This is a genomic window from Micromonospora sp. NPDC023814, from assembly GCF_040639595.1.
Classification (GTDB): domain Bacteria; phylum Actinomycetota; class Actinomycetes; order Mycobacteriales; family Micromonosporaceae; genus Micromonospora.
Genome location: NZ_JBFAAF010000001.1, coordinates 123122 through 145388, shown reverse-complemented (window position 1 = coordinate 145388; position 22267 = coordinate 123122). Strand labels below are relative to the sequence as shown.

20 protein-coding genes are annotated in these 22267 nt (G+C 73.4%); 9 read left to right on the top strand and 11 right to left on the bottom strand.

Going from position 1 to position 22267, the window contains the following annotated elements:
• Positions 1-4 precede the first annotated feature (4 nt).
• Complete coding sequence (locus AB0G14_RS00690) at positions 5-349, top strand: cupin domain-containing protein (protein WP_357692340.1); 345 nt, start codon at positions 5-7, stop codon at positions 347-349.
• A gap of 39 nt (positions 350-388) precedes the next feature.
• Here the strand turns inward: AB0G14_RS00690 and AB0G14_RS00685 are convergent, their stop codons facing one another.
• The 4 genes from AB0G14_RS00685 to AB0G14_RS00670 all read right to left on the bottom strand — a co-directional run bounded on the left by AB0G14_RS00685 (position 389) and on the right by AB0G14_RS00670 (position 3673).
• A complete protein-coding gene (locus AB0G14_RS00685) occupies positions 389-1192 on the bottom strand; it encodes a MerR family transcriptional regulator (RefSeq protein ID WP_357692338.1) in 804 nt (267 codons plus the stop codon).
• Positions 1185-1721, bottom strand: coding sequence for a VOC family protein (locus tag AB0G14_RS00680; protein WP_357692336.1), 537 nt, complete (start codon positions 1719-1721; stop codon positions 1185-1187). The genes AB0G14_RS00685 and AB0G14_RS00680 overlap by 8 nt, the downstream gene beginning before the upstream one ends.
• A gap of 249 nt (positions 1722-1970) precedes the next feature.
• On the bottom strand, positions 1971-2462 hold the full coding sequence (gene purE / locus AB0G14_RS00675; protein ID WP_357692487.1) for a 5-(carboxyamino)imidazole ribonucleotide mutase: 492 nt from the start codon (positions 2460-2462) through the stop codon (positions 1971-1973).
• Between the two features lie 29 nt (positions 2463-2491).
• The gene (locus tag AB0G14_RS00670; protein ID WP_357692334.1) at positions 2492-3673 is read right to left on the bottom strand and encodes a 5-(carboxyamino)imidazole ribonucleotide synthase; all 1182 of its coding nucleotides are present in this window, start codon (positions 3671-3673) and stop codon (positions 2492-2494) included.
• An 88-nt stretch (positions 3674-3761) separates the two neighbouring features.
• Between AB0G14_RS00670 and AB0G14_RS00665 the strand changes: the two genes are divergently transcribed.
• Positions 3762-4412 carry a pyridoxal 5'-phosphate synthase gene (locus AB0G14_RS00665; protein ID WP_357692332.1) on the top strand — a complete coding sequence of 217 codons (651 nt, stop codon included), beginning with the start codon at positions 3762-3764 and terminating at the stop codon, positions 4410-4412.
• A 63-nt stretch (positions 4413-4475) separates the two neighbouring features.
• On the opposite strand, the gene AB0G14_RS00660 is transcribed toward AB0G14_RS00665, so the two are convergent.
• From AB0G14_RS00660 to mca, 4 genes are all read right to left on the bottom strand, one after another.
• Positions 4476-6467 carry a thioredoxin domain-containing protein gene (locus AB0G14_RS00660; protein WP_357692330.1) on the bottom strand — a complete coding sequence of 664 codons (1992 nt, stop codon included), beginning with the start codon at positions 6465-6467 and terminating at the stop codon, positions 4476-4478.
• Positions 6468-6550: 83 nt separating this feature from the next.
• The gene (locus tag AB0G14_RS00655; protein ID WP_357692485.1) at positions 6551-9070 is read right to left on the bottom strand and encodes a bifunctional diguanylate cyclase/phosphodiesterase; all 2520 of its coding nucleotides are present in this window, start codon (positions 9068-9070) and stop codon (positions 6551-6553) included.
• A 190-nt stretch (positions 9071-9260) separates the two neighbouring features.
• A complete protein-coding gene (locus tag AB0G14_RS00650; RefSeq protein WP_357692328.1) occupies positions 9261-9554 on the bottom strand; it encodes a hypothetical protein in 294 nt (97 codons plus the stop codon).
• A gap of 48 nt (positions 9555-9602) precedes the next feature.
• Positions 9603-10484, bottom strand: coding sequence for a mycothiol conjugate amidase Mca (mca, locus tag AB0G14_RS00645; RefSeq protein WP_357692326.1), 882 nt, complete (start codon positions 10482-10484; stop codon positions 9603-9605).
• A gap of 192 nt (positions 10485-10676) precedes the next feature.
• Here mca and AB0G14_RS00640 point away from each other — a divergent pair, with 192 nt between their 5' ends.
• Positions 10677-11111: a DUF4307 domain-containing protein gene (locus tag AB0G14_RS00640; protein ID WP_357692324.1), complete on the top strand. Its 435-nt coding sequence runs from the start codon at positions 10677-10679 to the stop codon at positions 11109-11111.
• A gap of 152 nt (positions 11112-11263) precedes the next feature.
• Complete coding sequence (gene greA, locus AB0G14_RS00635) at positions 11264-11761, top strand: transcription elongation factor GreA (protein WP_357462509.1); 498 nt, start codon at positions 11264-11266, stop codon at positions 11759-11761.
• A 91-nt stretch (positions 11762-11852) separates the two neighbouring features.
• Here the strand turns inward: greA and ilvA are convergent, their stop codons facing one another.
• From ilvA to AB0G14_RS00620, 3 genes are all read right to left on the bottom strand, one after another.
• On the bottom strand, positions 11853-13073 hold the full coding sequence (gene ilvA, locus AB0G14_RS00630) for a threonine ammonia-lyase (RefSeq protein WP_350680351.1): 1221 nt from the start codon (positions 13071-13073) through the stop codon (positions 11853-11855).
• Between the two features lie 150 nt (positions 13074-13223).
• Positions 13224-14621, bottom strand: coding sequence for an amidase (locus tag AB0G14_RS00625; RefSeq protein WP_357692322.1), 1398 nt, complete (start codon positions 14619-14621; stop codon positions 13224-13226).
• Positions 14622-14636: 15 nt separating this feature from the next.
• Entirely contained in the window at positions 14637-15779 is a 1143-nt protein-coding gene (locus AB0G14_RS00620; RefSeq protein ID WP_357692320.1) for a cystathionine gamma-synthase, read from the bottom strand.
• Between the two features lie 112 nt (positions 15780-15891).
• Between AB0G14_RS00620 and AB0G14_RS00615 the strand changes: the two genes are divergently transcribed.
• The 5 genes from AB0G14_RS00615 (at position 15892) to AB0G14_RS00595 (ending at position 22039) form a co-directional block, all read left to right on the top strand.
• Entirely contained in the window at positions 15892-16311 is a 420-nt protein-coding gene (locus AB0G14_RS00615) for an HIT family protein (RefSeq protein ID WP_357692318.1), read from the top strand.
• Positions 16312-16393: 82 nt separating this feature from the next.
• Positions 16394-17056 carry a peptide-methionine (S)-S-oxide reductase MsrA gene (msrA, locus tag AB0G14_RS00610; protein ID WP_357692316.1) on the top strand — a complete coding sequence of 221 codons (663 nt, stop codon included), beginning with the start codon at positions 16394-16396 and terminating at the stop codon, positions 17054-17056.
• Positions 17057-17259: 203 nt separating this feature from the next.
• A complete protein-coding gene (locus AB0G14_RS00605) occupies positions 17260-19044 on the top strand; it encodes an N-acetylglutaminylglutamine amidotransferase (protein ID WP_357692314.1) in 1785 nt (594 codons plus the stop codon).
• Between the two features lie 2 nt (positions 19045-19046).
• A complete protein-coding gene (ngg, locus tag AB0G14_RS00600) occupies positions 19047-20858 on the top strand; it encodes an N-acetylglutaminylglutamine synthetase (RefSeq protein WP_357692312.1) in 1812 nt (603 codons plus the stop codon).
• Positions 20855-22039, top strand: a complete 1185-nt coding sequence (locus AB0G14_RS00595; RefSeq protein WP_357692310.1) for an osmoprotectant NAGGN system M42 family peptidase — start codon at positions 20855-20857, stop codon at positions 22037-22039. Before ngg ends, AB0G14_RS00595 begins: the two co-directional genes overlap by 4 nt.
• Positions 22040-22267: the final 228 nt, after the last annotated feature.

The window sequence follows — 22267 nt, the reverse complement described above, 5'->3', positions numbered from 1 at the left end:
GGCCATGCAGATCATCGAAGGCGCCGGGGCGTGGACCCCGCCCGTGGGGGCGGCCAACGACTGGGTGGAGCACCTGCGCGTGCCGGACCTGTCGGTGGGGACGTACTGCATTCCGGCCGGTGGGCGCGACGATCAGAGCCCGCACACCGAGGACGAGATCTACGTGGTGACCGCGGGACGGGCCACAATCGTGACCCCGGACGCCACCGCCGAGGTCGGCCCCGGCTCGGTGATCTTCGTGCCCGCCGGCGAGGAGCACCGGTTCGAGGACGTGACCGAGGACCTGGCGCTGCTGGTGGTGTTCGGTCCGGCATACGGGTCGCGCAAGCCCGGCCGAAGGGACGCCTAGGTGTACGCCCCCTTGAGTGCAGGTTTCCGGACCCGCGCTCTACTGCCAGGTGGCGGTGTCGGGGTCGATGTCGTGGGCGCGTGCGCTGGCGTCGATGCTCTGACGGAACCATGTGGCAAGGCCGGCGCGGATGCCATCGTAGTGGGCAGCAAATGCCGGATCGGCCTCGAACATGCGGCCGAGACAGACCTGCATCTGCCTCGTGAGGGGAAAGTACGACGTGAAAACCTCACGGTGCCGCTCGACGAGTTGATTCGCTTCGGGGCTGCCAGGGGCGACACCGGCGTCCATCGCCTCCCCGAGGGCACGGTCGAGGTCAGCAACGGTGTCGGCGATGGTCTGCCATTCCTCGGGATTGCGAGAGGCTGAGCGTTCGGCGTACTGCTGCCATTGCGTCGTGTCTCCGTAGCGCTGACGGGCTTGGGCGGGCCAGTCCGTGTTCCACTCGGGGCCGAAGATCGCGGCCTGCTGCTCGACGGTCAGCAGCAGGCCGCGCTCGTGGGCGGCGATCATCCGATCCAGGCCGGCGCTGAGCTGCTGGAGGCGGTCGATCCGTTGGGCAACCTGGGTGCGCTGCGCGCGCAGTGCGCCGGGCACGTCTGCGGTCGCGTCGTCCAAGATGGCCCGAATCCTGTCCAGGTCGAGGCCGATCTCCCGGTAGACGACGATGCGGTGTAGGCGTTCGAGATCGCCAGCGGTGTAGAGCCGGTATCCGGCAGTCGTGCGCAGCGACGGTCGCGCCAGACCGATGTCGTCCCAGTGGTGCAGCGCGCGGACTGTCACGCCCAGACGCGTCGCGACCTGACCGACGGTCAGCCCGTCGACGTCAGTGGCATCAGGCATGCTCCTCATTGTCGCCGCGACCGACGCCCGGTGGGGTGATCCCCATGGCTTCAAGGTTCCGCGCCTCCTGACTGGCCGGATCAAAGGGCTTCGCCGCAGTGAAAACGATCCGCGCGTTCTCGGGGGTGACCACTTCCACATCGCGGGTGTTCCATGGAGTGTCCCGTGGGCCATCGACCGAGTTCGGGATCAACGCACGACAGGCCTCGACAAGGGAATCGATCTGGTTGAGCACGCACGCGAAACTGACGCTCATCGCTGGCGCCTGCTCCGGAACGCTCGCCGCCGAGACGAGGAGTACGTCCTGGAACGCCCACCGGCGCAGGTGCACAAGCGTGCCGGGGATGCTGAACAGCTCGAAGAACCCGAGTCCACGAGTCCAGAAGTCCACCGACGCCGCCAGATCGCTCGTGGGGATCGACGCGAACGCGGGCATTCCATAGATGCCCCGGAACGGCTCTGGCGCAACCGCATCCGGGCCGGGATCGGGCACGGGGCTCATCTCAAAAGCGTTGTAGTAGTCGCTCATGCACCCACCCTCCGGCCTCACGCAACGTAAGGGTCAAGCCGGGTTCGTGAATCCGGTCCTATCGCTGCGATGCGACCCGGTCGTGGCCGGGTACACCTAGGTCGGCGCCGGCGCGGGCCCGTGCCGTCGTCCGCACCCCGACCGCGAGGCCGGTCAGAACCAGGGCCCGTTGGCATGCCCTCGTCCGACAGCGCCGAGGCGCAGGCCAGGCGAGGGAAGCGCGCAGGCCAGGCGAGGGAAGCGCGCAGGTCAGGCGAGGGAGGCGCGCAGCGCGGCGTCCTTCTCGGCGACCAACTGCTCCAGGTCCGCCTGGTAGGCCGCCATCCGGTCGAGCAGGGCCGGGTCGCCGGCGGCCAGGATCCGTACGGCGAGCAGCCCGGCGTTGCGGGCGTTGCCGATCGACACGGTGGCGACCGGGATGCCGGCCGGCATCTGCACGATGGAGAGCAGCGAGTCCATGCCGTCGAGGTGCTTGAGCGGCACCGGCACGCCGATCACCGGCAACGGCGTCACCGAGGCGACCATGCCGGGCAGGTGCGCGGCGCCACCGGCCCCGGCGATGATGACCTTCAGGCCCCGGTCGACGGCGGCGCGGCCGTACTCGATCATCTTGGTCGGCGTGCGGTGCGCGGAGATCACGCCGACCTCGTACGACACCTCGAACTCGGCCAGCACCTCGGCGGCGGCCTTCATGGTCGGCCAGTCCGAGTCGCTGCCCATGATCAGCCCGACGGTGCCCACAGCGGCGTCCGCACGTTCCCCGGTCACGCTCACTGGTGTCCCTCCCGCAGCCAGCGGGCGGCCCGCGCGGCCCGCGTCCGTACGTCGTCCAGGTCGTCGCCGAGCACCGTGACGTGCCCGATCTTGCGGCCGGGTCGCACCTGCTTGCCGTAGAGGTGCACCTTGGCGCCCGGCTCCGCCGCGAAGAGGTGGTGCAGCCGCTCGTCGATCGACATCCCGCCCGGCTCGCCGCCGAGCACGTTCGCCATCACCACGACGGGCGCGGTCAGCGAGGTGTCCCCCATCGGGTAGTCGAGCACCGCCCGCAGGTGCTGCTCGAACTGCGACGTACGCGCGCCCTCGATGGTCCAGTGCCCGGAGTTGTGCGGCCGCATCGCCAGCTCGTTCACCACGATCCGGCTGCCGGTGGGCGCGGTCGGGTCGGCGACCTCGAACAGCTCCACCGCGAGCAGGCCGACCACGCCGAGCGCGGTGGCCAGGTCGATGGCGAGCTGCTGGGCGGCGACCGCCAGTTCCTCCGGCAGGCCCGGCGCGGGGGCGAGCACCTCGACGCAGATGCCGTCCCGCTGCACCGTCTCGACCACCGGGTACGCGGCGACCTGCCCGAACGGCGAGCGGGCCACCTGCACGGCGAGTTCCCGGCGCAGCGGCACCCGCTCCTCGACGATCAGCCGGGTGCCACCGGCGAGCAGCGTCGCGGCCAGCTCGGCGGCCTGCGCCGCGTCGCCGACCAGCCACACGCCCCGGCCGTCGTACCCGCCGCGGGCCGCCTTGAGCACGACCGGCCAGCCGGCCTCGTCGCCGAAGGCCACCAGGTCGGCGGGCTCAGCGACCGGTCGCCACGCCGGGTTCGGCGCGCCCAGCTCGCCGAGCCGCTCCCGCATCACCCGCTTGTCCTGCGCGTGCAGCAGCGCGTCGGCCGGCGGGAAGAGCTTCACGCCCTCGGCGGCCAGCGCCCGGATGTGCTCGGTGGGGACGTGCTCGTGGTCGAAGGTGACCACGTCGCAGCCCTTGGCGAAGGTGCGCAGCGCGGCGAGGTCGGTGTGGTCGCCGTACTGGACGTCGGCGGCGACCAGCGCGGCGCCGTCGTCGGGGGCCAGCGCGAGCACGCGCAGCGACTGGCCGAGGGCGATCGCGGCCTGGTGGGTCATCCGGGCCAGCTGGCCACCACCCACCATGCCGACAACGGGCAGACCGGTACGGGAATCCATAGCGGCGCCAGCCTATCCGGGCGACCCGTCCCCCGCCCCGCGGGATGGCGCAGCGAACACCCGCCCACCCTGCTGAAATCATGATCACATGACGATGCGTACCCTTCTCCGTGGCCTGCCGGTGCTCGCCCACGACATGCCGTCGTTCGATCCCGCTGCCGCCCCGGCCGACCCGTCGGCGCTCTTCGTCGAGTGGATGGCGGGCGCGATCAACGCCGGTGTCGACGAGCCGCACGCGATGACCGTCTCCACCGTCGACGCCGACGGCATGCCCGACGCCCGGGTGCTGATCCTCAAGGACCTCGACGAGGACGGTTGGCATTTCGCCACCAGCTCGGCCAGCGCCAAGGGTCTCCAGCTCGCCGCGAACCCCCGCACCGCGCTCAGCTTCCACTGGCGTGAGCTGGGCCGCCAGGTCCGGGTGCGGGGCATGGCAACTGTGGCGGACCCCGCCGTCTCCCGGGCTGACTTCCTGGCCCGTCCGCAAGGGTCACGGGTCGCCAGCCTGGCCGGTCGGCAGAGCGACCTGCTCACCGAGCCCGCCGAGCTGGACCGCGAGCTGGACCGGGTCCGCGAGCGGCTGGCCGCCGCCCCGGACCTGGTCGCCGGGACGCACACCGTCTACACGGTCGCGCCGCACAGCGTCGAGTTCTGGCAGGCGGACGCGGAGCGCCGACACGTCCGGCTGCGCTACCGCCGCGCCGGCGGAGAGTGGGAGCGCGAGCTGCTCTGGCCGTGAGCCGCCGCGCGGGTCGCCCGGGCTTCGGCGCAACCCGCGCGCGAGCCGCGCCGGCCGGCGGCCTCAGCGCGCGAGCTGGCCGGCCAGGTCCTCCACCGTCGTCACCGGGCGCTCGCAGACGAAACCCCGACAGGCGTACGCGGTGGGCTGCCCGTCGACCATCGGCCGGTCGGCGAGCAGTGGCACCCCGGCCTGTCCCGGGCGGCCCGCCACGATCACCGCGCCGGGCGGGGCGTGCCGGTGCGCCGCCGCCACCAGCGGGTCGCCGGTCGGCTCGTCGGTGACCACCGCGATCTCGTACGGCCCGGAGAGCAGCGCCTCGCCGACGGTGGCCGCGTAGCCGGTGAACCGGGCGTGCCGGCCGACGATCGGCGCCACGGTCGACAGCGCGGCCTCGGCGGCCTCCCGGTAGCGGGTCTCACCGGTCAGGGCCGCGTACGCGACCAGCGCCGCGACGATCGCCGAGCGCCCGGACGGGGTGGCGTTGTCGGTGGGGTCGGCGGGGCGGGCGACCAGCCGCTCGGCGTCGTCGGCGGTGTCGTAGAACCCGCCGCCGGGGGCGGCGAACCGCTCCAGCGCGACGTCGAGCAGCCGTCCGGCCAGCGTCAGCCAGCGCCCCTCCCCGGTGAGCTGGTGCAGCGCGCAGAACGCCTCGGCCACGCAGCCGTGGTCCTCCAGCACGCCGGCGGGCTCGCCGACCACGCCGGCCCGGGAGACCCGGCGCAGCCGCCCGTCCACGATGTGCCGCTCGGCGAGCACCTCGCCGATCCGGACCGCGGCGGCGGCGGTGACCGGGTCGCCGGTGAGCGCGGTGTGCTCGACCAGCGCGGTGACCGCGAGCCCGTTCCAGGAGGCGACCACCTTGTCGTCCCGGGCCGGCTGGGCCCGGGTGTCGCGGACCTCGCGCAGCCGGGCCCGGATCCGCTCCCACCGGGCGGCCACGTCCGGGGCGGCGTCGTCCACGTCCCGGGCCAGCCGCAGCACGCTCGTGCCGTGCTCGAACGATCCTTCCTCGGTGACCGCGAACAGGTCGGCGGCGAAGCGGCCGTCGTCCTCCCCCAGCGCCTCCACGAGCTGCTCCGGGGTCCAGGAGTAGGTGAGCCCCTCGACGCCCTCGGTGTCCGCGTCCAGCGCGGAGGCCAGGCCGCCCTCGGGCGTGCCCAGGTCGTCGATCATGAAGGCGGCGGTCTCGGCCGCCACCCGGGCGGCGAGCGGGTCGCCGGTCAGCCGCCACAGCTGGGTGTACGCCCGCAGCAGCAGCGCGTTGTCGTAGAGCATCTTCTCGAAGTGCGGCACGATCCAGTGCGCGTCGACCGAGTAGCGGGCGAAGCCGCCGGCGAGCTGGTCGTAGATGCCGCCGCGGGCCATCGCCTCGCAGGTGTGCCGGGCGACCTCCAGGCTCCGCGCCGAGCCGGTGCGCTGGTGGTGCCGGAGCAGGAAGAGCAGGTTCATGTGCGGCGGGAACTTCGGCGCGCCGCCGAAGCCGCCGTTCACCTCGTCGTACTCCCTGCCGAGCTGGTCGGCCGCGGCGTCGAGCAGCGCGGCGTCCAGCGGCGCGGTGGGGCCGCCGACGGCCTGGGCTCCGCCGATGGCCTCGACCACGGCGGCGCCCTGCGTGATCACGGCGTCCCGCTGGTCCCGCCAGGCGGCGGCGACCGACTGGAGCAGCCGGACGAAGTTCGGCCGGGGGAAGTAGGTGCCGCAGAAGAACGGGGTGCCGTCCGGGGTGGCGAAGACGGTCATCGGCCAGCCGCCCTGCCCGGTCATCGCCTGGGTGGCGGTCATGTAGACGGCGTCGACGTCGGGTCGCTCCTCGCGGTCCACCTTGATCGAGACGAAGTCGTCGTTCATCAGGGCGCCGACCTGCTCGTTCTCGAACGACTCGTGGGCCATCACGTGGCACCAGTGGCAGGCGGCGTAGCCGACCGAAATGATCACCGGCACGTCCCGGCGCTTCGCCTCGGCGAACGCCTCGTCGCACCACGGCCACCAGTCGACCGGGTTGTCGGCGTGCTGGAGGAGGTACGGGCTCGTGGCGTCAGCGAGTCGGTTCACCCGACGACCATAACCAGCCGGTGCCCCGCCCGCCCGCGCTCCGCGTGGGCGCCCGCCCGAGCGGTGCGGTGCGGCGGGCCGGGTCAGGAGGCGCCGTCGGCGCGCAGCGGGAAGACGTTCGGCCGGGCCTCGTCGAGCAGGGTGCCCAGCACCGCGCCGATCTTGTCGGCCGGCATCGGCTTGAAGAAGTGGTAACCCTGCGCGGCCGTGCAGCCCAGCTCGGCCAGGGCGGACCGCTGCTCGGCCGTCTCCACGCCCTCGGCGACCACCCGCAGCCCCAGCTCGTGGGCCAGGCCGACGGTCGTCCGCACGATCGCCGCCGCCTCCGGCGAGTCGGCCATCCGGATCACGAAGGAACGGTCCACCTTGAGCTCGTCCACGGCGATCCGGGTGAGGAACGTCAGCGAGGAGAAGCCGGTGCCGAAGTCGTCCACCGCGAGCTGCACGCCCATCGACCGCAGCGTGGTGAGCACCTCGTCGATGACCTCCAGCTCGCTCATCACCACCGTCTCGGTGATCTCCAGGACCAGCCGGTCCGGCGGCACCTCGTGCCGCCGCAGCGCCTCGGCGATCTCGGCGGGCAGGCGGGGGTCGAGCAGGCTGCGCGCCGACAGGTTGACCGAGATCGGCACGTCGACCCCGTCCCGGGCCCAGCCGGCGGCGACGGCGAGCGCCTTGTCCAGCACGTAGCGGGTGAAGCTGCCGAGCTGCTCGCTGTTCTCCACCGGCCGGATGAAGTCGTGCGGGCCGAGCCAGCCCCGGCGCGGGTGCCGCCAGCGGATCAGCGCCTCCACCCCGGTCGGCGCGCCGGTGGCCAGGTCGACCGCGGGCTGCAACGCCAGCACCAGCTGGTCGTCGACCTTCAGCGCCTCGCGCAGCTCGGCCAGCAGGGCCAGCTGGTCGGTGCTGGCGGCGTCCCTGGTGGAGTCGTAGGCGGCGACGCTGCCGCCGCCCTCCTTGGCCTGGTACATCGCGATGTCGGCCCGGCGCAGCAGCTCGGTCAGGTCGGCGGTGCCGGCGTCGGCGACCACCACCCCGACGGAGACCTCGACGGACATCCGGACCCCCGCCACCTCGGTCGGCGCGGCGAGCCGCTCGGCGATCTCGCGGGCCTGCCGCAGCGCGTACGCCATCGCGGCGGTGCGGTCGCCGAGCACCGGGACCGACGTCAGCAGCAGGGCGAACTCGTCGCCGCCGAGCCGCGCGAGCAGGTCCCCGGGGCGGGCGAGGGTGCCCAGCCGGTTGGCGGTCAGGCGCAGCAACTGGTCGCCGGCGGCGTGCCCGAGGGTGTCGTTGACCTCCTTGAACTGGTTGATGTCGAGCAGCAGCAGCGCCACCGGATGGTCGTGGGCGAGCTGCCGCAGCGCCTGGTCGCCCTTGCTGAGCATGGCCGACCGGTTCACCAGCCCGGTGAGCTGGTCGTGCACCGCCTCGTACGACGAGCGGGCGGTCACCAGACGCAGCTCCCGGTGGGTGGCGGCGTCGTGCAGGGCGGCGGCGAGGGCGTCGCCGAACGCCGCCACGGCGTCGCGCTCCCGGGCACTGGGCGGGGCCGAACGCGGGAAGCGGACCCGCAGCTCGCCGACCCGGGCGGCGCCCACGGTGAGGGTGCGGACCAGCTCGTGCTCCTCCGGGTCGGTCCGGCCCGGCGGCGCGACCTCCCGGTCGACCAGGTGACCACCCGGGTCGCCCCGGTAGCGCCGCCACCGGCCGTCGCCCCGGGCGACGTCGACGTCGACGAGTTCGGCGTTGAACAGCGCCAGCGCCCCGGTCACCGCGGCGGTGGCGACCCCCCGCTCGTCGAGCTGGTTGAGCGCGGCCGTGGCCTCGGCGAAGGCCCGCCAGGTGCGGCGCTCCTGGTCGGCGCGGAGCCGGTGCCGGTAGGTCTGCTGGAGCAGCCAGAGCGGCGGCGGGAGCAGCAGCAGCCAGCGCGCGTCGAGTTCCAGCAGCGCCACCACGACCAGCCCGACGGCGACGTTGCCGACGAACATCAGCAGCTTGCCGCGGAGCGCGGCGAGCAGCGGCGGGGCGACCGGGATGCCGTGCCGGAGCGCCAGGGTGGCCCCGCCCAGCCAGGCGGTCGCGAGCAGGTAGGTGACCGACCCGGCGACCACGGCCAGGGCGAGCCCCGGCGTCGGCGCGGCCAGCAGCGGCCGGCCGAGCGCGGTGGTGACCGAGACGGCCAGCGCGGTGGCGGCGGCCAGCGAGGCCGTGATCCGGACGACCTCCAGCACCGGCCGGCGGTCGCCGAGCAGCGACATCGCCGACCAGGCGAGCCCGGCGCCGAGGAGCGTGGCGGAGGGCAGCCAGCCGGCGGGCGCGAGGTAGAGGCAGATGATCAGCGCGGCCTCGCCCCAGGTGATGCTCACCATTCCGGCGGCGGTGCGGAACCGCAGCCGGGCCAGCTGGGCGACGGCGAACACGACGACGGCGATGCCGAACCGGGCCGGCCCGCCGAACGCGTCGTCGGCGGGGAGACGCGTCGGCAGGGTCCACCCCACCGCGGCGGCGACCAGGGCGGTCAGCGCGACGGCGGCGGTGAGCAGGAGCAGCCGCGGCGGGGTGCCGCGGTCTTCGAGCCGGTTGGGTGGCTCGCCGGCCATGCCGGAGGTCACCGATCCCCTCCGCCCACGGGCCGATCGCCGGTACGCCGGGCGGCCGCTGCTGTGGTGGTCATCGGCGCCCCCTCCCGCGCACGGCTCGGGAACTCTTGGTCCCCCGGCGGAAGGCTAAGGCAAACCCGGTGGCCGCAACAGGGGGCGGCGACCCGGTTCGACGTGAATCATGCGTGGACTACCCGTTGCGGCGCTGCTGACGCCCCTTGGGGGCGCCCGAGGATGAATCCTGCGCCGGCGTCCCGTCTGTCGGATCGACGACCGCCGCGTCCGCCCGGTGCGCGTCGACGGACGGCCCCTGCTGGGGGAACCGGTCGGGCAGCCGGCGCAGCCGGGCGTTCATGTTGCGGATCAGCAGGATGGTCGCCGTCGCCAGGACCAGGATGAGGAAGAGGCCCATCGGCCCCGCCAGGCCACCCGAGCGGGTGTCCCCGAAGTTGTTCTGGGCGAGCACCTGTGCAGCGGTCAGCATGGCGTTCCTCCGGTGTGCGGTTGGTGACCAGCGTAGCCGCCCACCGGATCAGCGGGCGTGGACCGTCTCGCGGACCCCGGCGAAGAGGTCGGACTCGGGCAGCGGGCTGTCGACCAGCGAGCGGACCAGCTCGAAGTCCTCCGTCGGCCAGGCGCGCCGCTGCACCTCCATCGGCACGTGGAACCAGAAGCCGTCCGGGTCGATCTGGGTGGCGTGGGCCCGCAGCGCGTCGTCGCGGACCGGGAAGTAGTCGGCGCACTCCACGCGGGTGGTGATCCGGGGGCCCTTGTCGGGCCGGTCCTCCCAGCGGGTGAGCCACTCCTCGTAGGGCGACTCCCGGCCGGTGGCGAGGATCGCCTCGTGCAGGGCCATGATCTTGCCCTTCGAGAAGCCGATGTCGTAGTAGAGCTTGAGCGGCTGCCACGGCTCGCCCAGCTCCGGGTAGCGCTCCGGATCGCCGGCGGCGTCGAAGGCCGCCACGCTGATCTTGTGCGTCATGATGTGGTCGGGGTGCGGGTAGCCGCCCTGCTCGTCGTACGTGGTGACGACGTGCGGGCGGAACTCGCGCATCAGCCGCACCAGCGGGCCGGCCGCCACCTCGACGTCCTGGAGGGCGAAGCAGCCCTCCGGCAGCGGCGGCAGCGGGTCGCCCTCGGGCAGACCGGAGTCGACGAAGCCGAGCCACGCCTGCTCGACGCCGAGGATGGCCCGCGCGGCGTCCATCTCGCCCCGGCGGATCTCGGCGATGTTGGCCCAGACGTCGGGCCGGTCCATCTTCGGGTTGAGCACGCTGCCGCGCTCGCCGCCGGTGCACGTGACCACCAGGACGTCGACCCCCTCGGCCACGTACTTCGCGGTGGTCGCGGCGCCCTTGCTCGACTCGTCGTCAGGGTGTGCGTGAACGGCCATCAGTCGCAGTCGCTCTGCCAACGTCGGCGCTCCTCGTCTCTGGCGGCCGGCGGACCCCCCGCGGGACCGCCCGGCTGACCTGCCGGCATCCTCCCCCCGCGCCGGGACCGGGCGGTGCCGACGTGTCATTCTTGACGACGGGACGGGCTGGGAAGATGGAACTCTGCCATTCTTGCCGATGCCGCCGACAACAACGCCAGGAGATACCCGCCGGTGACCGAGACGCACGCCACACTTCCGCCGGGCGCGCCTGCCTTCCCGCCCGGCCGGTACGGCCGCCGCCGGGAACCCGGCCGCCGCCGGCCGCTGCTGGCGGCGCTGCTCGTGATCGCCCTCGTCGCGGTCCTGAGCCTGGTCACGGTCCGGCTCTACCGGCAGTACGGCGACCCGAACTACGACGCCCAGGTGATCACCTACACCGGCATCACCGACAGCCAGGTGCTGGTCGACTTCCGGGTCAGAGTGCCCGAGGGCGGGTCGGCGGTGTGCCTGCTGCGCGCCCGGGACCGCGCCGGCGCCGAGGTGGCCAAGGAAAGGGTCACGGTGACCGCCCGGCCGGGCCAGCGGCAGGTGACGACGCAGCACCGGCTGGTCACCAGTGCCCGCCCCTTCATCGGCGAGGTGGTGCGCTGCCGGCCCCCAGCCTGAGCAGCCACGACGCGGGCCGGACGCGCCGGCACAGGCGACACGGCGGCGCCGGACGGGGTGCCGCCGGTGATCGTCGACACCCCCGTGTCGTACCGCACTGGTAGCTTGGAGGTTCACCTGTCAGCCAGCACGCACATCTGAGGAGATCGCCTGTGTCCACTGGCAACGAGGCGCCCGCCACCTGGCTGTCCCAGGACGCATACGACCGGCTCCAGGCCGAGCTCGACGAGCTGATCGCCAACCGGCCGGTCATCGCCGCCGAGATCAACGCCCGGCGCGAGGAGGGCGACCTGCGGGAGAACGGCGGCTACCACGCGGCCCGCGAGGAGCAGGGCAAGGCCGAGGGGCGCATCCTCTACCTGAAGGAGCTGCTCCGCACCGCGCAGGTCGGCGAGGCGCCCACCGCCGACGTGGTGTCCCCCGGCATGGTCGTCACGATCTACTTCGACGACGACAAGGACGACACCGAGACGTTCCTGCTCGGCTCCCGGGAGATCGCGTCGACCACCGACCTGACGGTCTACAGCCCGGAGTCGGCGCTGGGCAAGGCGATCCTGGGCGGCCGGGCCGGTCAGACCTGCACCTACACGGCCCCCAGCGGCGCCGACATCAAGGTGACCGTGGTCGGTTTCGAGCCGTTCTCCGGCTGATCCGCACCGCCCGGCACTCGCTCGCCGCCACACGGCGGTGAGCGCCGGGCGACGCTCCGCACATCCCGCTGAGGCGTGGCACCGACCGGTGTCACGCCTCAGCCGCGAAGACCACCTGGTAGCCGCTGGCCCGCAACGCGCTGATCAGCGTGTCGGAGTGCTCGACGCCCCGGGTCTCCACCGACAGCGCCACCTCCACCTCGCCCAGGCGCAGGTGCGGGTTGGCCCGCTGGTGCTCCACGTCCACCACGTTCGCCCGGTGCTCGGCGATCTCGCTGAGCAGCGAGGCGAGCTGCCCCGGGCGGTCCGTGCAGCGCACGGTCACCCGCAGGTAGCGGCCGGCCGCGGCGAGGCCGTGCTCGATCACCCGGAGCATCAGCAGCGGGTCGATGTTGCCGCCGGAGAGCACCGCCACGACCGGCGGCTCCACCTCGACCGCGCCCGCCAGCAACGCCGCCACGCCCACCGCGCCGGCCGGCTCCACCACCTGCTTGCCGCGCTCCAGCAGCATCAGCAGCGCCCGGGAGATGTCCTCCTCGGAGACCGTGACGATCTCGTCGACCAGCTTGCGGACGTGGGTGAAGGTGATCTCCCCCGGCCGCCCGACGGCGATGCCGTCCGCGATCGTGCTGAACGACGGGAGGCGTACCGGCTCGCCGGCCACCAGGGAGGGCGGGAAGGCTGCCGCGCTGGCCGCCTGCACGCCGATGACGCGCACGTCGGGCCGCAGCGCCTTGGCGGCCACCGCCATGCCGGAGACCAGCCCACCGCCGCCCACCCCGGTGACGATCGTCCTGACCTCGGGGCACTGTTCGAGGATCTCCAGGGCCACCGTGCCCTGGCCGGCGATCACGTCCCGGTGGTCGAACGGGTGGATGAGCGTCGCCCCGGTCCGCTCGGCGAAGGTCTGCGCCGCGACCAGGGACTCGTCGACGGTGTTGCCGACGAGTTCGACCTGGGCGCCGTACCCCTTGGTGGCGGCGACCTTCGGCAGCGGCGCGTTCACCGGCATGAAGACCGTGGCGTGCGTGCCGACGAGGCCGGCGGCGAGCGCCACCCCCTGGGCGTGGTTGCCGGCGCTCGCCGCCACCACGCCGTTGGCCCGCTCCGCCTCGGACAGCCGGGAGATCCGCACGTACGCGCCGCGCACCTTGTACGAGCCGGCGCGCTGCAGGTTCTCGCACTTGAGCCACGTCGGCCCGCCCAGCGCCGCGCTGAGCGGCCGGGAGGGCTCCAGCGGGGTCGTCCGGGTGACGCCCGCGAGCAGTTCCCGCGCGGCGCGCACGTCGGCGAGACCGACCAGTTCCGTCATGCCCTGATCGTGCCACCCGCCGCCCCCGCCGCCCGCACCGACGCCCACACCGGAACCATCCGCGATCTTGCACCTTGGGCCCGCAAAGCGCACCGTTCGTCCCCGTTTGCCGGGGCGGAAACCGCAAGATCGCGGGGGCGGGGCGGGGGGTTAGACGGTGGCGGGGGTGCGGGGGTAGGTGGGGGCGTGGCGGGACCAGGGGGCCTGCATCTCGAACTGGCCGGCGACGCCGAGCAGCAGCAACTCGGAGCCGGGCGGGCCGATCAGCTGCACGCCGACCGGCAGCCCGTCCGGACGGCGGCCGACCGGCACCACCAGGGCGGGCAGGCCGGCGACGTTCCACGGCGCGGCGAACGGGGCGTACCGGATGTTGGCCAGCATGTTGGCCCGCCAGGACCGGGCGGACCAGCTCGCGGCCTCCGGCGGCACGGTGGCCAGGGCCGGGGTGAGCAGCAGGTCGACCGAGTGGTCGGCGAAGAAGCCGATCGAGCGTTCACGCCAGGCGGCCCGGTCGGCCTCCCGGACGTACCCTCGCCGCTGCGCCCACTCGCCGAGGGCGACGTGCCGGCGGCTGCGCCGCTGGAGGCCGCGCCGGTCCAGCCCGGCGGCGCGCACGTCGGCGGCCGCCGCGGCGAACCAGGTGGCGATCCCCTGCAGGCCCAGCGCGGTCGGGTAGACCGGATCGGCCGGCACGGTGTCGTGACCGGCGGCGGCGAGCAGCCGGCCGGCGGCGGCGACCGCGTCCCGGTTGGGCTGGTCGGGGTGCACGCCCCGCACCGGCGAGCGGAGCGAGACGCCCACCCGCAGCCGCTGCGGCGGGACCAGCGTCTCCGGGCGGCGGCCGGCCAGCACGGAGAAGCCGACGGCCGCGTCGGCGACCGTGCTGGTGAGCATGCCGTGCTCCGTGAGGCCGAACCAGTCCTCCGCGCCGAGCTGGCACGGGACCACGCCCCGCCCCGGCTTGAGCCCGACCAGGCCGCAGCAGGCCGCCGGGATGCGGATCGAGCCGAGGCCGTCGTTGCCGTGGGCGATCGGCACCAGCCCGGCGGCGACCGCGGCGGCCGCGCCGCCGGAGGAGCCGCCGGGGGTACGCCCGGCGTCCCAGGGGTTGCGGGTGACCGCGGTCTCGTCGTCGGTGATCCCCCAGAGCCCCAGCTCCGGCATCCGGGTCACCCCGAGGATCACCGCGCCGGCGCCGCGCAGCCGACGGACCACCTCGTGGTCGGCCTCGGCCACGGGCGTACGGACCGCGGCCGACCCGTTCCAGGTGGGCAGGCCGGCGACCGGGGTGTTCTCCTTGACCGCCACCGGCACCCCGGCCAGCGGCAGGTTGGCCAGGTCCTCCTGCTCGTCGACCTTCTCCGCCTCGGTGATCGCCTCCCCGCCGCGTACCGTGCGGAACGCGGCGAGGTCGGCGTCGACCCGGGCGATGTGGTCGAGGTGGTCCGCGACGACCTGGGTGGCCGTGACGTCGCCCCGGCGTACGCCCCGGGCGATCTGCTTGGCGGTCGCCCCCACCCAGGTCGGCATGATGTCCTGCACGGCCACCCTCCCAGCCAGCGGTCAGCCCAGCGCCTGCTCCAGATCGGCGAGCAGGTCGTCGACCGTCTCGATGCCGACAGACAGTCGCACGAGATCGCCGGGAACTTCAAGCGGCGAGCCGGCAGCACTTGCGTGTGTCATCCGGCCCGGGTGCTCGATCAGGGATTCCACGCCGCCCAGCGACTCGGCGAGCACGAACAGCTTCGCCCGGTTGCAGATCTCCACGGCGTGCTCCTCGCCGCCGGCGGCCCGGAACGAGATCATGCCGCCGAACCGGCGCATCTGCTTCGCGGCGACCTCGTGGCCGGGGTGCGAGGGCAGCCCCGGGTAGATGACCTGACCGACCTTGGCGTGCCCGTCCAGGTAGGCCGCGATCCGCTCGGCGTTGTCGCAGTGCCGGTCCATGCGGACGCCGAGGGTCTTGATGCCGCGCAGGGTGAGCCACGCGTCGAAGGGGCCGTTGATGGCGCCCATCGCGTTCTGGTGGTAGCGCAGTTCCTCGCCGAGCCCGGCGTCGGCCGTGACCAACGCGCCACCGACCACGTCGGAGTGACCGCCGACGTACTTGGTGGTGGAGTGCACCACCACGTCCGCGCCGTGCGCGATCGGCTGCTGGAGGTACGGCGAGGCGAAGGTGTTGTCGACCACCAGCAGGGCGCCCGCGTCGTGCGCGACCCCGGCCAACGCGGCGATGTCGGCGATGCCGAGCAGCGGGTTGGTGGGCGTCTCCACCCAGACGATCTTCGTCCGGCCGGGCTCGACGGCGGCCCGGATCGCGTCCGGGTCGGAGACCCGCGCCGGGGTGTAGTCCAGGCCCCAGCGCTCGGCGACCCGGGCGAAGAGCCGGTACGTGCCGCCGTACGCGTCGTCGGGGATCACCACGTGGTCGCCCGGCTTGCAGACGGTGCGCAGCAGGGTGTCCTCGGCGGCCAGTCCGCTGGCGAAGGCGAGGCCGACCGCCCCGCCCTCCAGCGCGGCGAGGCACTCCTGGAGCGCGTCGCGGGTCGGGTTGCCGGAGCGGCTGTACTCGTAGCCCAGCCGGGGCGCGCCGACGGCGTCCTGGGCGTACGTGCTGGTCTGGTAGATCGGAGGGATCACCGCGCCGGTGCGGGCTTCCGGGTCCTGACCGGCGTGGATGGCGAGCGTCTCGAAGCCGTGACTCATTCCCGTGAGGCTAGTCGCCGGGGCCGCAGGAGGCGTCACAACCCGCGCCCGACGGATCACCCGGCTCTGCCACCGCACGACCGCCCTTCACGGCGGCGGTTACCCTGCCCGGGTGAGCGGGTGCGTGTTCTGCGGGATCGTGGCGGGCGGGGTGCCGGCGTTCCGGGTCGCCGACGAGCCGGACGGGGTCGCGTTCCTGGACACCCGGCCGGTCTTCAAGGGGCACGTGCTGGTGGTGCCGCGCACCCACCTGGTCACCCTGGCCGACCTGCCCGCCGAGGGGCTGGCCGGCTACTTCGGCCTGGTCCGGCGGCTCGCGTTGGCGGTGGAGACCGGTCTGGGGGCCGGCGGCACGTTCGTGGCGATGAACAACAAGGTGTCCCAGTCGGTCCCGCACCTGCACACCCACGTGGTGCCCCGGACGAAGGGCGACGGGCTGCGCGGCTTCTTCTGGCCCCGCACCCGCTACCCCGACGACGCCGAGGCCGAGGCGTACGCCACCCGGATCACCGCCGCCCTGTCCCCCGCCTGACGGTCTGAGTGGCGGCGGGGCGGGTAAGGAAGGCGGGTCCGGCGGTGTTGCACGCTGGGAGAGGTACGAGAGGAGTCCCACCGTGTTCCTGCGCCGTATGAAGGCCGAGCTGCCCACCCCCGACCAGGCCCTGCCGGGTCGTCTGATCGCGATGCCCGTCGCGGATCGGCACGAGGTGCTGGGCACCCCCCTCAAGGGTCCGTTCCCGGAGGGTTCGCAGGTGGCCGTGTTCGGCATGGGCTGTTTCTGGGGCGCCGAGCGGCTGTTCTGGACCCTGCCCGGCGTGCTCACCACGTCGGCCGGCTACGCGGGCGGCATCACGCCGAACCCGACGTACGAGGAGGTGTGCTCGGGCATGACGGGGCACGCCGAGGTGGTCCAGGTGGTCTACGACCCCAGCACGATCAGCTACGAGGACCTGCTCAAGGTCTTCTGGGAGAACCACGACCCGACCCAGGGCATGCGCCAGGGCAACGACGTGGGCACCCAGTACCGGTCGACGATCTACGCCACCACCGACGAGCAGCTCGCCACCGCGCAGGCGTCGCGGGACGCGTTCGCGCCGATCGTGGCGCGCGCCGGCAAGGGCGAGATCACCACGGAGATCGACCGGCTCGGCGCCTACTACTTCGCCGAGGATCACCACCAGCAGTACCTCGCACCCACGAAGAACCCGAACGGGTACTGCAACCACGGCCCGAACGGGCTGAGCTGCCCGGTGGGCATCGCCCGCACCGCCGGCTGAGCCCGCGCGACGCCCGCGAACGGGTCTGCGGTGTTTGTCACACCGCAGGCCCGTTTCCAATCAGGCACCGGGCGACGCCGGGCGGGAAAACTCCGGCCGGCCCGGGGGCTTGACACGCGAAGGCGCGCATCCTAGCAACCGCCCACTCCCCCGACATCAGCTCAACGGGCGAACCGCACCGGCCTCTGGCAGCATTGCCTCGCATGTGCGGACTTGCGGGAGAGTTCCGCCGTGACGGCTCGCGCGCCGACGTGTCGGCGGTGGAGCGCATGGCGGCCACGATGAGCGACCGGGGGCCCGACGACAGCGGCGTCTGGGCCCAGGGCCCGACGGCCCTCGGACACCGACGACTGAAGATCATCGACCTCTCCGCCGCGAGCGGGCAGCCGCTGGTCGACCCGGGCGCGGGGCTGACCGGAGTCTTCAACGGGTGCGTCTACAACTACCGCGAGCTGCGCGAGGAGCTCCAGGCCAGGGGCCACCGCTTCTTCTCCTCCGGTGACAGCGAGGTCGTGCTCAAGGCGTACGCGGAGTGGGGGCTCGACTTCGTCGACCACCTGGTCGGCATGTTCGCCGTGGCGATCAGCGAGCGGGACACCGGCCGGCTGGTACTGGCCCGGGACCGGCTCGGCATCAAGCCGCTCTACGTGGCCGAGACACCGGGCGTGGTGCGCTTCGCCAGCACGCTGCCCGCGCTGCTGGCCGGCGGCGGGATCGACACGACCATCGACCCCGTCGCGCTCGCGCACTACCTGAGCTTCCACAGCATCGTGCCGCCGCCGCGCACCATCCTGCGCGGTGTCGCCAAGCTGCCCCCGGCGACCGTCCGGGTCTACGAGGCCGACGGCCGCACCTCCGAGCGGGTCTACTGGGACCCGGCCTTCACCCGCGCCCCCGAGCGGGCCGGCTGGTCCGAGAAGGACTGGCAGGACGCCCTGCTCGAGTCGCTGACCACCGCCGTGCGCCGGCGGATGGTCGCCGACGTGCCGGTCGGCGTGCTGCTCTCCGGCGGCCTGGACTCCAGCCTGGTGGTCGCCCTGCTCGCCGGCGAGGGCCAGCGCGGACTCTCCACCTTCTCCATCGGCTTCGACTCCGTCGGCGGCCGGGAGGGCGACGAGTTCCGCTACTCCGACCTCGTCGCGAAGACGTTCGACACCGACCACCACCAGATCCGGGTGGCCGCCGCCGACCTGGTGCCGCCGCTGGAGGCGGCCGTCGCCGCGATGTCCGAGCCGATGGTCAGCCACGACTGCGTGGCGTTCTACCTGCTCAGCGAGGTGGTCTCGCAGCACGTCAAGGTGGTCCAGTCCGGCCAGGGCGCGGACGAGATCCTCGGCGGCTACCACTGGTACCCGCCGCTCGCCGGGGTGGGCCGGGACGAGGCGCTCGACACGTACGCCCGGGCCTTCTTCGACCGGGACGCGGCCGGGCTGGCCCGGGTGCTGAACCCGGCCTGGCTGGCCGACGGCGACCCGGCCCGGGGGTTCGTGGCCGCGCACCTCGGCCGGGCCGGCGCCGGGACGGCGGTCGACGCCGCCCTGCGGATCGACACCCAGGTCATGCTGACCGACGACCCGGTCAAGCGGGTGGACAACATGACGATGGCGCACGGGCTGGAGGCCCGGGTGCCCTTCCTCGACCACGAGTTCGTCGAGCTGGCCGCGAGCTGCCCGCCGGAACTCAAGCTGGCGCAGGGCGGCAAGGGCGTGCTCAAGGAGATCGGCCGCCGGGTGCTGCCGCACGAGGTCATCGACCGGCCGAAGGGCTACTTCCCGGTCCCCGGCCTCACCCACCTCGAGGGCAAGCTCCTCGACCGGGTACGCGACGCGCTCTCCGCGCCCGAGGCCCGCCGCCGCGACCTGTTCCGCGCCGACTACGTCGACGCGCTGCTCGCCGACCCGAACGCCGAACTGACCCCGCTGAACGGAAACAAGCTGTGGCAACTCGGACTCCTGGAAATGTGGCTCCAGAGCCACGGAATCGACTGACCATGACCGACACCTTGGCCACCGGCTCGGCCCGGACCGACCGGTACCGCGGCGGCCGGCGACGGGAGCCGGTCGGGCCCGGCGGTGACCCGATGGCCCCGGGGACGACGGAGACCCCCACCCGCGACGGCGACACCGACGTGGTGCTGGACTGCGGCTGGGGCCGGCTCGTCTTCGGGCAGACCTTCGCCGACCAGGCCGCCGTCGCGGCCGTGCTGCGTTCCGAGGCGGCCGGCTCCCGGGACATCTGCATCTACCTGCGCGACCCGCACGTGCTGGTGTCCCGGCTGCCCGACGAGCTGTTCATCGACCCGTCGCTGACGTACCGGCTGCCGCTGGGCGGCGACCGGCCGGCCGGCGACGACGTACCGGGGCTGACGATCCGCCCGCTGCGGGACGCCGCCGACGCGGACGCGGTGAACCGGATCTACGCCCGCAACGGCATGGTCACCGCCCCGGTCGACGTGCTCGTGGCCAACGCCCGCACCGACCGCTTCCTGCACCTGGTCGCCGAGGACGCCACCGGCGAGGTCGTCGGCACCATCACCGGCGTGGACCACGTCGCGGTCTTCGACGACCCGGACAACGGGGCCAGCCTGTGGTGCCTCACCGTCGACTTCAACACCGCGCCGCCCGGCACCGGCCAGGCCCTGATCACCGCGCTGGCCGCCCGGCTGGTCGCGCGCGGCCGGGCGTACGTGGACCTGTCCGTGCTCGCGGAGAACGCCGGGGCGATCCGGCTCTACGAGCGACTCGGCTTCTACCGGACGTCGACGCTCTGCGTGAAGCGGAAGAACCCGATCAACGAGCGGCTCTTCCTGCCCGCCACGCCGGAGGGGTACGACCAGCTCAACCCGTACGCGACGATCGTCGCCGACGAGGCGATGCGGCGCGGCATCCGGGTGGAGGTGACCGACCCGGCCTGGGGCGAGCTGCGGCTGACCAGCGGCGGGCGCACCGTCCTGACCCGCGAGTCGCTGTCGGAGCTGACCTCGGCCGTGGCGATGAGCCGCTGCGACGACAAGCGGGTGACCCGCCGGATCCTCGCCGAGGCGGGCCTGTCGGTGCCGCGCGGGCGGACCGCCACCGGCGACGACGGCGACGCGACCTTCCTCACGGAGGTCGGCCGGGTGGTGGTCAAGCCGGCGCGGGGCGAGCAGGGCAACGGCATCACGGTGGGCGTACGCACCCCCGAGGCGCTGGCCGCCGCCGTCGAGCTGGCCGCCCGGTTCTGCCCGGACGTGCTGATCGAGGAGATGCGCGCCGGCGAGGACCTGCGGGTGGTCGTCATCGACCACGAGGTGGTGGCCGCCGCGGTCCGTCGGCCCGCCTCGATCACCGGCGACGGGGTGCACGACATCGCCGAGCTGATCGAGCGGCAGAGCCGCCGCCGGGCCGCCGCCACGGGCGGCGAGTCCACGATCCCGATCGACGACATGACCCGGGACGTGCTGGCCGAGGCCGGCCACGAGCTGCACGACGTGCTGCCGGAGGGGCAGGTGCTGGCCGTACGCAGGACCGCCAACCTGCACACCGGCGGCACCATCCACGACGTCACCGCCGAGCTGCACCCGGCGATCGCCGAGGCGTGCGTGACGGCCAGCCGCGCGCTGGACATCCCGGTCACCGGGCTGGACCTGCTGGTCGGAGCGCCGGACGGGCCCGAGCACGTCTTCATCGAGGCCAACGAACGGCCCGGCCTGGCCAACCACGAGCCGCAGCCGACCGCCGAGCGCTTCGTCGACCTGCTCTTCCCGGGCACCCGCGCGCCGCAGCGGCTCTGGTCCCCGGTCGGCCCGGGAGGCGCCGCGTGAGCCCGAGGCCCCTGGAGATCGACCTGGACTACCTGCGCCAGGTGCTGGTGGAGCTGCTGGAGATCCCGAGCCCGTCGGGGCGTACGGACCACGTGCAGCAGTACGTGGGCGAGCGGCTCTCCGCGCTCGGCATCGGCTCCACGCTGACCCGGCGCGGCGCGCTGAGCGCCTTCCTGCCCGGCCCCCGCTCCACCGGTGCGGACCGGGCGATCGTGGTGCACACCGACACCATCGGCGGCATGGTCAAGCGGCTGAAGGAGAACGGCCGGCTGGAGCTGAAGCCGATCGGCACGCACAGCGCCCGGTTCGCCGAGGGCGCGCACGTGCGGATCTTCACCGACGACCTGGACCGGGTGATCACCGGGCAGGTGCTCCCCCTGAAGGCCAGCGGGCACCGCTACAACGAGGCCGTCGACTCCCAGGGCATCGGCTGGGAGCAGGTCGAGGTGCGGGTCGACGAGCCGGTCGACGACATCGCCGGCCTCCGCGCGCTGGGCATCGACGCCGGGGACTTCGTCGCGTTCCTGCCGAACCCGACGGTCACCCCCTCCGGGTACGTCAAGTCCCGGCACCTGGACGACAAGGCGGGCGTGGCGGCGGTGCTGACCGCGTTCAAGGCGATGGTCGACGCCGGCGTACGCCCGGCGGTCACCGCGCACCTGCTGGTCACCGTGACGGAGGAGATCGGGCACGGGGCCAGCCACGGGCTGGACCCGGACGTCGCGGAGATCGTCTCCGTGGACGCGGCGGTGGTCGCCCCCGGCCAGCAGTCCCGGGAGGACGCGGCCACCCTGGCGATGGGCGACGGCGTCGGGCCGTTCGACTACCACCTGACCCGCAACCTGGCCTCGATCGCCGCCGAGCACGGGGTACGCCTGGTCCGGGACGTCTTCGACTACTACCGCTCGGACGTGGCGGCGGCGGTGGAGGCCGGGGCGCACGCCCGGGTGGCGCTGCTCGGCTTCGGCGTGGACGCCACCCACGGGCACGAGCGCACCCACCTCGACGGGCTGCGCCAGCTCACCCAGCTGCTCTGCCTCTACCTCCAGAGCGACCTGGTCTTCCCCGAGTGGGACGCCGAACCGGAGGGCGACCTGGCCGACTTCCCGTCGCTGGCCGTGCAGCCGGCCAGCGAGGAGGGCCCCCGCGAGGGACCCATCGGCATCACGGAAACCGCCTAGACGTATTCCCCGGGAGCCTGTGATCGAAATCCGTTGCCGGCGGCCCGGTCGCTGGATAGCGTGGCCGTACACGGGAAAGGAGGTGGTCCAGACTTGTATAGCAATCGGACTCGTGAGGTGGCTGTCCGCTAGCCGCTGTCCTCGACAGTAAACTCGTCCGCCGCGAGGCGGGCACAGGCACCATCGTCGAGACCGTGTGGCAGCGGTGCGGCGAATCCACGACAGCCA